Here is a 15958-nt window from a genome sequence, read left to right on the forward strand (position 1 = left end):
GGGGTGGCACCCCTGACCGGCCCGCGTGCGCAGCGCGGCGCAAAACCCCGGGACAATCGCGGTGAAGATCACCCGTATATCGCTCTGGCATGTGCCGCTGACCGCGCATGTGACCTATGCCATGGCGGCGGGCAAGACATGCGCTACCGTCGAAACCGTCCTGCTGGCCCTTGATACCGATGAGGATCGCACAGGCTGGGGCGAGGTCTGTCCGATCCCGCATTACCTGCCCGCTTACGCCAGGGGTGTCGCGCCTGCCCTGCAGGAGATGGCGCCGATCCTGCTGGGCGCAGACCCGGTCGGCCCCGAGGCCGTCATGGCGCGGTTGGAGCGTCACTTGCAGGGTCATGTCTACGCCAAATCCGCTATCGATATCGCGCTCTGGGATCTGACGGGGCAGACGGCGGGGTTGCCGTTGCATGCGCTGCTGGGCGGGCGGCAGGCGGAGACGATGCCGCTCTATCATTCGATCACCTGCATTGCCCCGGAAGAGATGGTTCGGATCGCGCTTGAGGCGCAGGGTCAGGGCATCACCCAGTTCCAGGTCAAGCTGGGGGCCGATGCCGACTGGCAGGCCGATGTCGCTAGGCTGCGCATGGTGCGCGAGGCAGTGGGACCGGGGCCGCTGGTCTATGGCGACTGGAATTGCGGCGCCACTTCGCTGGAGGCGACCCGCGTCGGGCGCGCTGTGCGCGATCTGGATGTGATGCTGGAACAGCCCTGCGCCACCATCGACGATTGCGCCCGGGTGCGCGCGGCGACGGGCCTGCCGATGAAGCTAGACGAAAGCGCCCATGACACTGCCACCTTGTTGGAAGGTCATGCCAAAGGGTGCATGGATGTGGTCGCCGTTAAACTTTCAAAATTCGGCGGGCTCTCTGCCGCGCGGCGGGCGCGGGATCTGTGTTATCATCTGGGCGCGCGCATGTGTATCGAGGATACGTGGGGCTCGGACATCACCACCGCCGCCCTGCTGCATCTCGGGGCCGCGACCATGCCGGAGCGGGTCACAAATGTGTGTGACCTCTCGGGCTATGTCGCCCCAAGGCTGGCCCCCGCCGGGCCGATCCGCGACAACGGACGGATCGCCCCGCCTTCGGGCGCGGGGCTGGGTGTGGCTCCGGATCGCGAGGCGCTGGGCCCGCCCGATATGATACTGGATTAGGAGGTCATCATGCTCAACATCCTCAGCCAGGCCGACTGGATCGATCGCGCAAAATCCGTGCTTCCCGGCGGCGGGCTTGGCAATTTTGATCCGTCGGTCTTTATCCGCGATGGCAAAGGCAGCCGGGTCTGGGACGAAGACGGGCGCGAATATGTCGACTATCTGATCGGCTCCGGCCCGATGCTGCTGGGCCATGGCCATCCCGAAGTGCTGGAGGCGGTGGCCGAGCAATTGCCCAGGGGCATGACCTTTTTTGCCAACAATGCCCGCGCTGTCGAACTGGCCGAAGAGATCTGCAACGCCGTACCCTGCGCCGAGCAACTGCGTTACGTCTCATCTGGCGGCGAGGCGGATATGTATGCGATCCGGTTGGCGCGCGCCTTCACCGGCCGCGACAGGATTGTCAAGTTCGAAGGGGGGTATCACGGCATGAGCGCCGAGGCACAGATGAGCCTCGCGCCCTCAAAGATGGTGAATTTCCCGCAAGCCGTGCCCGATAGCGCCGGTATCCCCGACAGCGTGCGCGCCGAAATGCTGATCGCGCCCTTCAACGATCCCGATTACATCCGCTCACTGTTGGCCGAACATGGCGATCAGGTGGCTGCGATCATTGTCGAGCCGCTGCAACGGATCATCCCGCCTGAACCCGGCTTCCTGCAAATGTTGCGGGATGAGGCCGACCGCTATGGCATCGTGCTGATCTATGACGAGGTGGTCACCGGGTTCCGGTTCTCCTATGGCGGTGCGCAGGAGCTTTATGGCGTAACGCCCGACCTAACCACGCTTGGCAAGGTCATTGGTGGGGGTTTTCCACTGGCGGCAATTGCCGGGCGGGCCGACATCATGGCGCATTTCGACAAATCCGCCGTCGGAGAGGATAAATGGCTGATGCAACTGGGAACACTCTCGGGCAACCCGGTTGCGGCGGTCGCGGGCCTCAAGACGATGGAGATCCTGCGTCGCGACGGGCAATATGACCGCCTGCGCGCGAATGGCAACCGACTGATGCAGATGGCATCCGCAGCGCTTGACGCGCAGGGTGTCGCCTACAAGATCGTGGGTGACCCCACCCTGTTCGAGATCGTGTTCACCAGCGCCGATGTGCGGGATTATCGCGATGTTTTCCGCTCAGACACGTCGATGGCGGCACGTTTCAATGCCGTGCTGATGCAGAACGGCGTGTTCAAATCGCCGGGCAAGACCTATCCGTCGCTCGCACTGACCGAAGATGATTTTGCCCTGACCGAGACGGCCTATCTGAAGGCCGCCGCCGCCATAGCTTGAGGCGTTCAGATGAAGTCGTGCATCACGACGCGGACGATGTCTTCGCGGCGCATACCGCGCGCTGCGAGTTCCTCGTCACTCAGCTTGCAGAGCGCCTCGATCCGCCGCACGCGTGAGTTTGCTTCGCCAACCCGGATCAGGGCCTCGAAAATACCGTTGAAAAACTCGCCGACCGCCTTGCCGGCGTGCGCGAGACCATTGGGATATGTAACGGACTGGGTCATATCGACACAGACTCCTATTTTGCAGTTGCGGCAAATTTATGCTGCAACCGCAAAAGGGAAAAGGCCCGTTGCGGAATGCCCGCCTTGCAGCGGGTGCAAGCCTCGCGATCCGCAAGGACCGTCGCTACCTTTCTGATCGACCGTGTCCGGCGTGGCTGGGCCGGGTCAGACCAGCGCCAGAATCCGCGCAGGCCCGCCCGAGCCGCCGCGATGGGTCGGTGCGCCCACGATCAGCGTGGCACCGCTGGCGGGGACGTTTTCCAGCCCTGCAAGGTTCTCGATGCCGTAGCGATTGGTGGGCAGCCAAGCGTAGTGCGTGGCAAAATCCGTCGATGGACCGTGGTCCAGAGACAGGGTGTCGACCGCCATCGCGCTGGCATTGCCATCCTCGATCAGCATCTGCGCCGCTTCCACATGGAAGCCGGGGAAATGCATCTTTTTCTCGTCATCCACATTGCGATAACCATCGCCGCCCGTCTTTCCGGCCCAGCCCGAATGCATCGCGATGCAGGCCCCCGGGGGGATCGGGCCGTTTGTGTCGATCCAGGCCTTGAGGTCATCGGGCGTCACCTGCGCATCGGCATCTTCGGCGGCCCGCGCGGCGATGTCCACGACGCAGAGCGGAGCCACGAGGTTTTCAACCGGGATTTCATGCACTGCCTGTCCATCAGCCGAGAAGTGCAGCGGCGCGTCAATATGAGTGCCGGTATGTTCGTTGACGGTTAGGTTGAACAGGTTGAAGCCATTGTCGGCGAAATTGAAGGGTTGCTCGGTCGAAATGCCCGGTGCGCCGAAATAGGTCGGGAAATCGGCGTCGTAGACATGGGTCATATCGACGACGGAGTCATGCCCCATGGCCAGCGCCGGTGTTGTTGCGCCTGTCGCCAGAGCTGCGCCCGCCGCTGCTGCCGCGCCACCCTTGAAGAAGGAACGGCGCGAGAGCATCCGATCCTTTACCGCGTTCATCACGCATACATCACACATTGCTGGTCTCCCTGAGTTCATTGGACTGAACCGCTGCGACGGGAGCCTGCGAAACCCTGCCTCGGGCCAGCCTAATCAAGGACTTGGCCTTCGGTCCAGCCCCGAGTTGGCGGATTGCGGAAATCCTCTCAGCCGCCTAGGTTGACGCGGCAGAGGGTGCGAGGACAAATGGCCGGTCAAACCGAACAGGTGCTGAACGCGGTGCTGGCGGATATCGATGCCGGGCGGCTCGACCCTGGCGACGTGCTGGAAGAGGCCGCGCTGATGGCGCGCCATGACGTATCGCGCACACCGGTGCGCGAGGCGTTCATCCAGTTGGAAACCGTGGGTCTGATCCGGCGCCTGCCGCGCAAGGGGGCGGTGCTGTTCAAGCCCACGCTGGAAGAATTCCTCGCCATTCTCGAAGTACACGCACGGCTCGAAGGGCAGGCGGCAGGCCTTGCGGCCCGGCGCATGTCGGCGTCGCAGGCGGCGGAACTTGAGGCCGTGGTTGCGGCCTGCGAGGCCCATGCCCGCGACAAGGGTGATGACGACGCTTATGGCTATTACCGGCTGAACCTGCGCTTTCACGAATGCGTCGCACTGGGCGCGGGCAACCCTTATCTGGTCGAGATGATCAAGACCCATGCCCGCAAGCTGTTGGCCTATTACCGCGCGCGCTACCGCTATCCCGGCTCTATCGGCACCTCGGCGCAGGAGCACCGCGAGATCGCGACGCTGATCCTGGACCACAAGCGCGACGAGGCCGAAGAGCGCATGACGCGCCATGTGCAATTTGACCAAGTCACGGTGATGGACCTGCTGGCAGCGCTTGGTTGAGACGGCGGCAGGGCGCTGCGAGGCACCTTGTCCCGGTTTAAACGCTGCGGGCCTGCTCGAAAAACTCAGCTATACTCAGCGCATAGTCTCGCTGGTTCGCCATGTGGGTCAGAGAGGATCGCGCACGCTCTGCAAGCTCGGCACCCAGAATGGGCGCCATGTCCTCGGTCAAGGCCGCGATGAAACCGGCGCTCATTTCGGGATGGTGCTGGGTGGTGTAGATATGTCGGCCGATTGCGAAACCCGATGTCATGCATTGCGTCGAGACCATAAGATTGCGCGCGCCTTCGGGCAGCGCGCTCACCTGCTCCTTGTGACTGGCACAAAGGTGAATGCGGTCGGGCAGGCATCCCATCCAGCTTTCCCGCGCAATGATCTCATTCGGGGTGAGCCCATGCACCCAACCTTCGGGATTGTCATCCAACGCACCCCCCAAAGCCAGTGCGATGGCCTGGTGGCCGAAACAGGCCCCGAAGATTGGCATCTCCTGCCCATGCAGGGTGCGGATCAGATCCAGAAGCCGCCGCGTCCACCCCGCATCATTGCGGACCGAAGCCGGACTGCCGGTGATTATCACACCGTCAAACCGCGACAAATCATCGGGGAAAACGCCATCTTTCACCGAAAAAACCTCGGTGGTCCAATCCGGGCGGGACAACTGGATAAGATCGGTGAACTTCTCGCCATCCTTGGGATGCTGCTGCGCAAAGTCGCTTTCATCCGTGTTGGTCATCAGGATTGCCAAATGCATGATTTTGCGCCCAAGTTTTTCATTTACATATTTATAGCATCCAATAATATACACATGTTAATCGATTTTGGAAGACGTCAATGACAGTCTGGACGCCAAGCGACGACGGGTATGCCGATCTGACCAGCCACGATGCCTTTGTGAATGGCCCCCCGCACAACACCTTTACGCGGCTGCGGCGCGATGATCCCTTGCACTGGACCGAATATGCCAACGGGCAGGATTTCTGGTCGGTGACCCGGCATGCCGACATCTGCGAGATGAATAAGAATACGGAGGTGTTTTCCTCGGCAAGAGGGATTCGGATGGAGGATCAGAGCTATGAGGAATATCTAGCCCGCCGCACCTTTCAGGAAACCGACCCGCCGGAACACAGCCAGACGCGCATGAAGCTGTTCAAGGCGTTTTCACGCACAACGATGGCGCAGTACGAGGACGATATCCGCCAGATCTGCGTCGACATTCTGGATGATGTGCTGGAGCGCGAGACTTTCGACGCCACCAAGGAAATTGCTCGACAATTGCCGATGCGGATGCTGGGCCGGATCGTCGGCCTGCCGGATGAGGACCTGCCCTGGCTGGTGGAAAAGGGCGATGCGCTGATCGCCAATACCGACCCCGATTTCACCTCTCATGTGCTGGACAAACTGGAAACGGATGAGTTCCGCATGATGCCCTTCAACTCACCTGCCGGGGCCGAGCTATACGCCTATGCCAAGGATTTGATGGCGTCGAAAGAGCAATCCGGCGACACATCGGGCGTGCTGCATATGATCCTGCAACCGGCCAAGGACGGCTCGGTCATCAGCGATACCGAGTTCCGCAACTTCTTTTGCCTCGTGGTGGCGGCAGGCAATGACACCACGCGCTATTCCATCGCGGGCGGCATTCAGGCCATGTGTCACCAGCCGGAACTGCTGGACCAGATGCGGGCCGGTGGCGACATCTGGGACACTGCCCCGGATGAGATCGTCCGCTGGGCTACGCCCGCGCTCTATTTCCGCCGCACCGCTACGCAGGATGTCGAGATGCATGGCAAGATGATCCGCGAGGGCGACAAGGTGCTGTATTGGTGGGCCTCAGCCAATCGCGATGAGTTGGTCTTCGATGACCCGTACCGCGTGGATCTGACCCGCAATCCGAAGGGGCATCTGAGCTTTGGTCAAGGTGGCCCGCATGTCTGCCTTGGCATGTGGCTGGCCCGGCTTGAGGTGCGGGTGTTGTTTGAGGAGCTGGCAAAGCGGATTAGCGCCATCGAGCCAGCCGGTCCGCACCGGTTTCTGCGCTCGAATTTCGTGGGCGGCATAAAGGAACTGCCGGTGACGGTCACTCTGGCCTAAGCTGTACAGGGACCAAGGGGAGGAAACCGGAAAATGAAGACCCGACTGCGCGCGCTGTTCTGCGATCATCTCAGCATCATGCGGGGCAAATATCTGCCCAATTCCAAGATCGCCGATAGCAGCACGCGGTTCTGCCTGTCGGTCTTCGGGACGCATTACGACAAGGACCTGCTGGATGCGCCCGGCTCCAAGGTCAAGGCGGGCCTGCCGGATATGGAACTGAAATGGCTGCATGACGATATTCGCGACAGTTGGCATGCCGACACAAAGATCGTTCTGGGCGATCTTTATGATGACGAGGGGAACCTGCTGCCGCTCTGTCCGCGCGGGGCGCTCAAGCGTGCGGTGGCGGCCTGGCAGGACAAGGGGCTGACCCCCAAGGTCGGGATCGAGTTGGAGGCGTTTGCCCTGCAGGCCGATGATGCCGGGCGGCTGGTGCCCTATGATGCGCCGGGCGGCGTGGTCTATGGCACCGGGCCTTATTCTGACCCGCTGCGCTTCAATGACCGGATCTGGGCCATGGCGGATGAGATGGGTTTCTCGCTCGACATGATCACCGCCGAGTTCGACAGCCCGCAATTCGAATACACGCTGACCTTTGACGATGCGGTCAAGGCGGTGGACGATATCGTACTGTTCCGCCTGATGGCCCGCGAGGTCGCGCTGGAATACGGGATCGTGCTGACCTTCATGCCCAAACCCATTGCCGAGGGCGGCGGATCGGGGATGCATGTCAACTTCTCCTTCACCGACGAGGCGGGCGGTAATGCGTTGTCCTCCGGGCCGCGTGGCGGGCCGGAGCATATGAACGATCTGGCGCGGGGCTGTCTTGCGGGGCTCTTGCATCACCACAAGGGGCTGGCAGGGCTGATCGCACCGACCGCCAATTCTTACCTGCGGCTGCAGCCCGGATCGCTGTCGGGCTTCTGGCAGAACTGGGGCGGCGATCATCGCAACGTGACCACGCGGATCAGTTCCGAAGGCGGGGCCAAGGCGCGGCTGGAACACCGGATGGCGGATGCCTCGGCCAACCCATACACCGCCGTGGCCGCCGTGCTGCATGCCGCGCGGCTGGGAGATGAGAACGGCCATCAATTGCCGCCGATGGAAACCGGCGACGGGTTCGATCATACCGACGCCAAAGATGGCACCGCCATCGACCTGCGAGGCGCGGTGGCTGATCTGGAACGGGATACCGCTCTGGCGCAGGCGGTTGGCCCCGAACTGGTTGCCAATCACGTCTATATGAAACAAAAGGAAGTCCGCAAAACCCGCGACCTGGAAGGTGACGCGCTCAGGGATTTCTACGTCTATTTTGTTTGAGACTTGGAGCCACCGCGTCACTGAATGACGAGGACAAGCTCCAAGCTTGCAAAAGCCTTTCTTCCTCGCCAGCCGGATTGAACTCTTCCCACGCACTCTCCACCTAGACTGCATGGTTTGGGCTTCTGCCTGCGTGTTTGGCCTATCATTGGCGGCAATCCTGCCGACGCTCCTGAGCGCTCAGCAAACGAGCCCAGAGGATATCTTTCATCATGCCGCGCAAGCGCATCCTGAATACGCATTGGGTTTTGCCTATGCCTTGGGCCAAGACGCGCCAACGGTGATGATCGCCGGGCCCACCACCAAAGGTGTATCAGGCAGCGTCGCGAATGACGCGCCCTGGCATATCGGGTCGATCAGCAAATCATTTACGTCGACCTTGGTGATGCGGTTGGTCGATAGGGGCGAGGTGACCTTGGATGCGCCAATCGGGACGTATCTTGCACGCGACAAGGACAGCATGCATCCCGACTGGAGGACAGTCGGCTTGCGGCAACTGCTGAGTCATTCGGCGGGCATGCCGGCAAACGCGCCTCGCCACGTCACCCGCGAAACATTCGCGCATGCGCCATACGCTGGACGGCGCGCGGTCCTTTCCGCGATGTGGGGCGATCCTTTGCCGGGAAAAAGCGGCGAGTTTCATTATTCAAACATCGGCTATGTACTTGCTGGCTTCGTCGCTGAGGAGGTGACGGGAGCGTCATGGGAAGAGCTCATAATGTCCGAAATCGCCGCGCCTCTTGGATTGACGAGCTTGGGATTTGGCGCGCCAACCCAATCGGATGCCGCCAGAGGGCACCAATCGGTGCTGGGCTTCCGGCGGTCGGTTCAGCCCGAAAGCCCGGCATCGGATAATCCAAGATGGTTGGGTCCGGCAGGGACAATCCACCTGAATATGGCGGATCTGGTGAGGTGGGGGCAAATGCACCTGCGGGCATGCGCTGGCCACATGCCCGAATATCTTGCCCAAGCGAGTTGTCAGGCCATGCAAACGCCGGATTCCTCTAACTATGGGCTGGGATGGGTGATCGGGGATGCGGGCGAGAAAGGTCCGATTGTCTGGCACAATGGATCAAATACCATGTGGTACGTCGTTCTGATGCTCAATCCCGAGCAGGACCTGGTGGTTGCAGTTGCGACCAATCTCCACGCTCCGAAGCGGATGGATGAACTCGCCCGCAAGCTTATGTTTGCGTTAGCCCCAGGTGATAGGTAGCTCCGCAATCAGATCGTTCTTGAACTCCGCAAGGCTAGGACACGGCCACGAAACCCGCATCCAAAGCGTTCAGGATTGTGTCGACATCCGCCTCGGTCAGCACCAGCGGCGGTGACATGATCAGGTTGGCGCCTGACATGCGCACCATGGCGCCCGCCTGATAGGCTGCGTCCTGAACCTTGCCGATGGTTGCCTTGTCGATGGGTGTCTTTGCCGCGCGTTCCGAGACCAGTTCCAGCGCACACATCAGCCCGTGCCCGCCACGCACATCGCCGATCAACTCATATCTCTGTTGCAGCGCCTGCAACCCCTCGAACAGTTGCGCGCCGCGCGCCGCTGCATTGGTTGGCACGTCCAGTCGGATCGTCTCTTCCAAACAGGCCAGCGCCGCAGCGGCCCCAACCGGGTGGCCGGAATAGGTGTAACCGTGCCCGATATTGGCCTGGCCGGTCTCGTCCTGCTCAAAGACCTGTGCCACATGTTCTGCGATCATCACCGCGCCGAAGGGGAAGTAACCGTTGGTGATCGCTTTGGCGGTGCACATCAGGTCGGGCTGCACGCCCCAATGACGTGACCCGGACCAACTGCCGGTGCGGCCAAAGGCGGTGATGACCTCATCGGCGATCAGAAGGATGCCATGCCGTGTGCAAATCTCACGCACGCCGGGCATGAAGCTTTCATGTGGTGGGATCACCCCACCCGCCCCCAGGATCGGCTCCATGATGAAAGCGGCGATGCTGCCTGCGCCCTGCATGGCTATCTCATCCTCCAGCATGCTGAGGCAGAGCTGCGCCAGCCGCTCCGGATCGCTTTCATTGAAGGGGTTGCGATAGGTGTAAGGTGCGGGAATGTGGTGGCATCCGGCCAGAAGCGGCTCATAAGCCGAGCGGAAATTGGCGTTGCCATTCACCGAGGCCCCGCCGAAATGGGTGCCGTGATAGCCTTTCTTGAGGCTCAGAAACTTGGTGCGCCCGGCCTCGCCCCGCACCTGATGATATTGCCGCGCCAGCCGCAGGGCGGTCTCCACGCTGTCGGACCCGCCCGAGGTATAGAAGGCGCGGCTCAGCCCGTCGGGTTCGAAGAAGTCACGCAGTTCCTCGGCCAGCTGAATCACCGTGTCATTGGTGGTGCCACGGAAGATCGAGTAATAGGGCAGACGTTCCATCTGGGCGGTGATCGCGGCCTTGATCGGGTCGCAGGAAAACCCGAGATTGACGTTCCACAACCCGCCAACCGCATCCACCACTTCATGCCCGTCAATGTCCTTGATCCGTACGCCCGAGGCGCCAGTGACGATGGTGGGCGGGTTGGCCTGGCAATCGGCGGGGTGCGCCATCGGGTGCCAGACCGAGCGGGCATTCATTTCCTTGAGGAAGTTGCTGTCTTTCATTTGGAGGCCTCCCGGGGGTTCAAGCGGCTTGGTCCTGCGGGTAATCGGGCGGGCAGAACCCCCCGATCCGCTGGGTCAGGTCAAGCGCGGCGGCTTTCAGTTCGCGACGTATTCTGGATTTTAATTGAGCGGTCATGCGCGACATCGGTGCGGCCACGGCGAGCGCACCGATGGGGCGCTGGTCGGGTCCGAAAATCGGCGCGGCGTGGGAATGCACATCGGCCTCAAACCCGCCGATGGATTCAGCAATGCCCAGCACGCGCGCCTGTGCCAGCGCCGCCCGCAATTTTTGGGGATCGGTCTGCGTCTGGGACGTGTGAACCGCAAGCGGCTGCGAAAGGATTTCGTCCACAAACTCTTCCTTGGCATAGCTCAGGAAGGCCAGTCCGGATCCGGTGCCGTGAAAGGACAGGATCTCGGCATCCTCCATCGTGACACGGGTGCCGTGCTGCGGGCTGTAGGCATGGGTGAGCGTATTCAACTGGCGTCCCTGCACGATCGACATATGTGCGGTTTCGCCGGTGCTTTCGCAAAGTTGCCGCAGGATGTCCTGCGATACGGACAGCAAAGGCACGGTCGCCTCGCGCAGGGCGGCGAGCCGCAGAACCTCAGGCCCCAGCCGGTAGGCACGGTCATTGCCGATCTGTTCGACGAATCCCTGAGCCTGCAATTCGCTCATCAGCCGATAGACGGTCGCTTTGTTCATTCCGGACAGGCGCGTGATGTCACTCAGGCCGATTTCCAAGCGGCCATGGTTGAACAAACTCAGCAATGACAGTGCCTTAGAGACTGTTCCCATTTCCGGGTTTAACCTTTTGACGATCCGGTTCCATCCTTCGGCAAGGGCGTTTACCCCGCGCCGTTGTGGAAAGTGTTGACAGAGGAGGGGGTGGCCTGTCAATCTAATTTCAAACCAACGGTTCAAATAATGAACCAACAACGTCTCAACAGGACCCGGAGGTAACGATGACTTTCAAGACCAAGATCGCAGGCGCAGCGGCGGCACTTGCCCTGATGGCTGGGGCAGCGCTGGCCGATTACCCGGAAAAGCCAGTCAACTTTATCGTGCCCTGGCCTCCGGGTGATCTGGAAGATGTGCTGACTCGCATGATCGCCGAGGACTTTCAGGAGAAATTCGGCGTGGCCGCCGCAGTGGTGAACAAGCCCGGCGGTGGCGGTGGTCCGTTCCCGGGTGCGATTGAGGTGGCGAATGCGCCAGCCGATGGCTACACGATCGGGTCCTTCGTGATCGGGGTGCCGGTGATGGGGCACCAAATCGACATCGCGCCGCTCACGCCCGAGAAGTTCGACCCGCTGGGCATCTTTCTGACCTATCCTTTCGTGATCGCCACCAGTGGCGATGCGCCCTATAGCTCGATGGAAGAGCTTGCCGCCTATGCCAAGGAAAACGACGTGGCGCTGGGTCATTTCGGAGATGTGCTGACGCCGACGCAGGTGACCAAGGCCTTTGCCAAGAATGCGGGGTTTGAATGGGGGTCGGATGCGGCCTTTGATGCTCTGGACTGCAACACATTGGCCTCGGGTGATGCGGACGTGATCAACACCACGTTGCAGCTGATCCTGCCCTGTCTGGACAATGTGAAAGTTCTCACCTCAATCACTGATGAACGTATCCCACTGGTACCCGATGCGCCCGCGATTGGCGAACTGGACGAGGGGCTGAACATCGCGCTCTGGAATGGGCTGTTCGTGACCAAGGACACGCCGCAGGACGTGCGCGAAAAGATCATCGAGGTGGCCAAGGAAACGGTCATGAGCGAGCGTGCCCAGAAGGTCGCGGCAGAAACCGGCGCGCTGGTCTATTGGCAGGGTGCCGATGACAGCGCCACGCGCATCTCCAACGATATCGACACGATGGGCCGCATCGGCCAGATCCTCCAGTAACCCTATCGGGCGGGCCGCATTGGCCCGCCCCTCCAGCAGGGACGCATCCACTCATGCCATCCGAACGTGAACGCCGTTTCGTCGGCCCCCGGCGCGGTCAGTTGATCTTTGCTGTGGGCTTTGTCGGCCTGTCGGTCTTGCTGATCAGCCAGATCACCACGCAGACACAGTGGGTGGAAAAGTCGAAATTTTTTGCGCAGCCCCGATTCTGGCCCGCAGTAGGTATTCTCGGCATGCTCGCGCTGGCCGGGCTGCACCTCTACCGTCTGCCGTGGTGGCGCAACACGCGCTATGATTGGTGGGAAGCGCGCAAGTGGCTGACCGTGCTGGAATATACTGGCTGGTTCATGGGCTATGTGCTGCTGGTGCCTGTTCTGGGTTATCTGCCGGTCACTTTGGTCTTTGTGCCCGCGCTGGCCTGGCGGATGGGGTATCGCGACAAGCAGATGATGTGGATCAGCGTCGGCTTTGCCTTTGCGGTTGTGATCCTGTTCAAATCGCTCTTGGGCGTGAAAATCCCCGGCGGTGCGATCTATGAGTATCTTCCCGGCGCGTTGCGCAGCTTCTTCATCCTGTATCTCTGATGGACCTGATCCTCTCTGCCCTCGAAATCCTGATGCGCTGGGACGTGGCGCTGGCGCTGCTGGCGGGATCGGTGGGCGGCGTGCTGATCGGGGCCATTCCGGGGGTCGGGCCTGCCGTTGCCATTGCGATCCTGTTGCCTGCGACCTTCTCGATGGACCCGATCGTGGGGCTGACGGTGCTGTTGGGCATCTATGGCAGTTCGATGTATGGCGGCTCGATCCCCGCCATCCTGATCAACACGCCTGGCACGGCGGTCAATGCGCTGACCACTTATGACGGCTATCCGATGACCGCGCGGGGCGAACCACGCAGGGCGCTGTCGCTGGCCTATTCCTCGTCCTTTTTCGGCGGCATCTTCTCGGTTGTCTGCCTGATCCTCTTTGCGCCGGTTCTGGCCAAGATCGCACCGATGTTCGGCTCGCGCGAGATCTTCCTTGCGGCTCTGCTGGGCATCCTGCTGGTGGTGGTCGCCCATCGCGGCCAGTCCTTGATTGCCGGTGCATTGGCGTGTTTCGGCATCTTCCTGCAAACCATCGGGTTGGAGCCGGTCAAATACACCTCGCGTTACACCTTCGATCAGCCGTTCCTGTCGGGGGGCATCAACCTGATCGTGGTGGTGCTGGGGCTGTTCGCGCTGAGCCAAGCCTTTGTTCTGCTCACCTCGGATGACGAGAAAATCCGCCTGACCAAGCTGCGCGGCGGCATGTTTCAGGGGCTGCGGGAGTTGGGCCGCCATCCGCGTGTCGCCAGTGTTTCGGCCAGTTTCGGCGTGCTGATGGGCATGATCCCCGGTGTGGGGGAATTCACCGCGCAGTTCATGTCCTACACTTATGCGCAAAAGACCTCGAAACGCCCGCAGGATTTCGGCAATGGCTCGTCTGAGGGTCTGATCGCGGCCGAGACCGCCAACAATGCCGTGCCTGCCGCCGCCATGGTGCCTTTGCTAGCGCTGGGGATTCCGGGTGAGGCGCTGACGGCGATGATGCTGAGCGTGTTCTACGTGCATAACGTGGTGCCGGGGCCGGGGCTGTTTCAGAACCAGATGGATTTTGTCGTCGCGCTCTATCTGGCGCTTTTGATCCTGAACGTGCTGGTTCTGATCTTCCTGCTGGTGGCGACCAAATCGCTGATCCAGGTGGTGCGTATCCCGAACCGCTTTCTGGGCGTCTGCATTCTGACGCTGAGCTTTGTCGGGGTCTATTCCCTGCGCAATTCCGTGATCGACTGCATCCTTGCCGCGATCTTTGGCGTGGTCGGCTATGTACTGAAACGCCTCTCTCTGCCTGCGGTGCCGATCATCCTTGGCATGGTTCTGGGCGGGATCATGGAGGTCAAGCTGCGCGCGGGCATGGCGCGGGTAAAGGAGCCCCTGGATTTCATCGATCGCCCAGTCGCGTTCATCCTGTTTCTACTCATCATCATCGTTCTCTTGGTCCACATCATCCGCGTGCTGAAGGACCGCAAGGAACTGAAGGAGGCCGAATGGCAGACCAAAACAGCATCGACGCGCTTCGGCGGGCTGATGTGGCGCCGCAGAAACTCTTTCTTGAAGGATCATGGCAAGAAGGTACGGGCGCGCCACTCACGGCTACTTCGCCGATTGACGGATCTGTTCTGACGACGCTTGCGGGCGCGTCAGCTGCGGATGTCGACCGCGCCGTGGCCTCGGCGCGCACAGCGTTTGAGGATGGGCGCTGGTCGCGGATGGCTCCGGCGGTGCGCAAGAAGGTTCTGCACCGCATCGCCGACCGGATCGAGGCCGAGGCGCTGGACCTGGCTGTGCTCGGCGTGCGCGACAATGGCACCGAGTTCAACATGGCCTTCAAGGCTGAACCCGGCTCGGCTGCGGGGACCTTCCGTTACTATGCCGAGGCGCTGGATAAGGTGGCGGGTGAGGTTGCCCCCACCGCACATGATGTGCTGGGGCTGGTGCATCGCGTGGCAGTTGGGGTCGTCGGGGCCATCGTGCCGTGGAACTTCCCGCTGATGATCGGCGCGTGGAAACTCGCGCCTGCGCTGGCGATGGGCAATTCGGTAGTTTTGAAACCGGCGGAAACGGCCTCTCTGTCGCTGCTCCGTCTGGCCGAGATTTGCGTCGAATGCGGGCTGCCTGACGGGGTGCTGAACGTGGTCACCGGGTCGGGGTCTGAGACCGGCGCGGCGCTGTCGCGGTCGATGGGGGTAGATGTGCTCACCTTCACCGGCTCGGGCGAGACCGGGCGGCGGCTGATGGAGGCCTCGGCACAGTCAAACCTCAAGCGGGTCTATCTGGAACTGGGTGGCAAATCCCCCAATATCGTCTTCGCCGATGCGCCCGATCTGGCCAAGGCGGCCAAGGTGTCTGCCATGGGCATCTTCCGCAATTCCGGGCAGGTCTGCGTTGCCGGTTCCCGGTTGTTGGTTGAGGCTTCCGTGCACGACGAATTCGTCGCGCTGCTCAGGGCAGAGGCTGAAGCGCTGCGCGTGGGCGACCCGCTCGATCTGGACAGTCAGATCGGGGCGGTGAATTCGGAAGATCAGTTGAAACGCAACCTGTCCTTCATGGACATGGCGCAATCCGAGGGCGGGCAGATCATCACCGGCGGCACGCGCATTCTGGAGGGCACGGGCGGAACTTACATGGCACCCACCATCGTGACCCATGTGCAACCCGACGCGGTGCTGTTCCAGCGCGAGGTTTTTGGCCCGGTCCTGTCGGTGACCAAATTCGAAACCGAGGAAGAGGCGCTGCGCCTTGCCAATGCCACCAATTACGGGCTGGCGGCGGGGGTCTGGACCGCTGATCTCAGTCGCGCGCACCGGATGGTGGCCGGCATCCGGGCGGGCGTGGTGCATGTGAACACCTATGGCGGGGCGGACAATACGGTGCCTCTGGGCGGGGTCGGGCAATCGGGTAACGGGCATGACAAGTCGCTGCATGCGCTCGACAAATTCGTCGATCTCAAGACCGCGTGGATACAGCTGTGAGGGAC

General features: G+C 61.5%; 15 protein-coding genes. 10 read left to right on the top strand and 5 right to left on the bottom strand.

Annotated elements, in window-relative coordinates; all coding sequences use genetic code 11:
* The first annotated feature begins 61 nt into the window (after positions 1–61).
* Both Q5Y75_RS15300 and Q5Y75_RS15305 read left to right on the top strand, forming a co-directional pair.
* Entirely contained in the window at positions 62–1165 is a 1104-nt protein-coding gene (locus tag Q5Y75_RS15300; protein WP_306198984.1) for a mandelate racemase/muconate lactonizing enzyme family protein, read from the top strand.
* 9 nt (positions 1166–1174) lie between these two features.
* Complete coding sequence (locus Q5Y75_RS15305) at positions 1175–2449, top strand: aspartate aminotransferase family protein (protein WP_306198986.1); 1275 nt, start codon at positions 1175–1177, stop codon at positions 2447–2449.
* A 5-nt stretch (positions 2450–2454) separates the two neighbouring features.
* Here the strand turns inward: Q5Y75_RS15305 and Q5Y75_RS15310 are convergent, their stop codons facing one another.
* Positions 2455–2673 carry a DUF1127 domain-containing protein gene (locus tag Q5Y75_RS15310; protein WP_306198988.1) on the bottom strand — a complete coding sequence of 73 codons (219 nt, stop codon included), beginning with the start codon at positions 2671–2673 and terminating at the stop codon, positions 2455–2457.
* A 165-nt stretch (positions 2674–2838) separates the two neighbouring features.
* Positions 2839–3657: a cyclase family protein gene (locus Q5Y75_RS15315; protein WP_306198991.1), complete on the bottom strand. Its 819-nt coding sequence runs from the start codon at positions 3655–3657 to the stop codon at positions 2839–2841.
* 168 nt (positions 3658–3825) lie between these two features.
* On the opposite strand from Q5Y75_RS15315, the gene Q5Y75_RS15320 reads away from it, so the two are divergent.
* Positions 3826–4476 (top strand): GntR family transcriptional regulator, encoded by a 651-nt coding sequence (locus tag Q5Y75_RS15320; protein ID WP_306198992.1) that lies wholly within the window; start codon positions 3826–3828, stop codon positions 4474–4476.
* 37 nt (positions 4477–4513) lie between these two features.
* Here the strand turns inward: Q5Y75_RS15320 and Q5Y75_RS15325 are convergent, their stop codons facing one another.
* Complete coding sequence (locus Q5Y75_RS15325) at positions 4514–5227, bottom strand: type 1 glutamine amidotransferase (RefSeq protein ID WP_306198994.1); 714 nt, start codon at positions 5225–5227, stop codon at positions 4514–4516.
* 80 nt (positions 5228–5307) lie between these two features.
* On the opposite strand from Q5Y75_RS15325, the gene Q5Y75_RS15330 reads away from it, so the two are divergent.
* The 3 genes from Q5Y75_RS15330 to Q5Y75_RS15340 are packed head-to-tail and all read left to right on the top strand — an operon-like array spanning position 5308 to position 9106.
* Positions 5308–6567 carry a cytochrome P450 gene (locus tag Q5Y75_RS15330; protein ID WP_306198996.1) on the top strand — a complete coding sequence of 420 codons (1260 nt, stop codon included), beginning with the start codon at positions 5308–5310 and terminating at the stop codon, positions 6565–6567.
* Between the two features lie 33 nt (positions 6568–6600).
* Positions 6601–7890 carry a type I glutamate--ammonia ligase gene (locus Q5Y75_RS15335; protein ID WP_306198998.1) on the top strand — a complete coding sequence of 430 codons (1290 nt, stop codon included), beginning with the start codon at positions 6601–6603 and terminating at the stop codon, positions 7888–7890.
* A 46-nt stretch (positions 7891–7936) separates the two neighbouring features.
* Positions 7937–9106 (top strand): serine hydrolase domain-containing protein, encoded by a 1170-nt coding sequence (locus Q5Y75_RS15340; RefSeq protein ID WP_306199000.1) that lies wholly within the window; start codon positions 7937–7939, stop codon positions 9104–9106.
* A gap of 34 nt (positions 9107–9140) precedes the next feature.
* Here Q5Y75_RS15340 and Q5Y75_RS15345 read toward each other — a convergent pair whose 3' ends face one another.
* Positions 9141–10496, bottom strand: a complete 1356-nt coding sequence (locus Q5Y75_RS15345) for an aspartate aminotransferase family protein (RefSeq protein WP_306199002.1) — start codon at positions 10494–10496, stop codon at positions 9141–9143.
* Between the two features lie 19 nt (positions 10497–10515).
* The gene (locus tag Q5Y75_RS15350; protein ID WP_306199004.1) at positions 10516–11295 is read right to left on the bottom strand and encodes an IclR family transcriptional regulator; all 780 of its coding nucleotides are present in this window, start codon (positions 11293–11295) and stop codon (positions 10516–10518) included.
* A 167-nt stretch (positions 11296–11462) separates the two neighbouring features.
* On the opposite strand from Q5Y75_RS15350, the gene Q5Y75_RS15355 reads away from it, so the two are divergent.
* The 4 genes from Q5Y75_RS15355 to Q5Y75_RS15370 are packed head-to-tail and all read left to right on the top strand — an operon-like array spanning position 11463 to position 15953.
* Positions 11463–12401, top strand: a complete 939-nt coding sequence (locus tag Q5Y75_RS15355; protein ID WP_306199007.1) for a tripartite tricarboxylate transporter substrate binding protein — start codon at positions 11463–11465, stop codon at positions 12399–12401.
* Between the two features lie 53 nt (positions 12402–12454).
* Positions 12455–12985, top strand: coding sequence for a tripartite tricarboxylate transporter TctB family protein (locus Q5Y75_RS15360; protein ID WP_306199009.1), 531 nt, complete (start codon positions 12455–12457; stop codon positions 12983–12985).
* Positions 12985–14604 (top strand): tripartite tricarboxylate transporter permease, encoded by a 1620-nt coding sequence (locus Q5Y75_RS15365; protein ID WP_306199011.1) that lies wholly within the window; start codon positions 12985–12987, stop codon positions 14602–14604. The genes Q5Y75_RS15360 and Q5Y75_RS15365 overlap by 1 nt, the downstream gene beginning before the upstream one ends.
* Positions 14511–15953: an aldehyde dehydrogenase family protein gene (locus Q5Y75_RS15370; protein ID WP_306199214.1), complete on the top strand. Its 1443-nt coding sequence runs from the start codon at positions 14511–14513 to the stop codon at positions 15951–15953. Before Q5Y75_RS15365 ends, Q5Y75_RS15370 begins: the two co-directional genes overlap by 94 nt.
* Positions 15954–15958: the final 5 nt, after the last annotated feature.

Origin of the sequence: Ruegeria discodermiae, from assembly GCF_030758345.1 — a bacterium.
GTDB lineage: Bacteria > Pseudomonadota > Alphaproteobacteria > Rhodobacterales > Rhodobacteraceae > Ruegeria_C.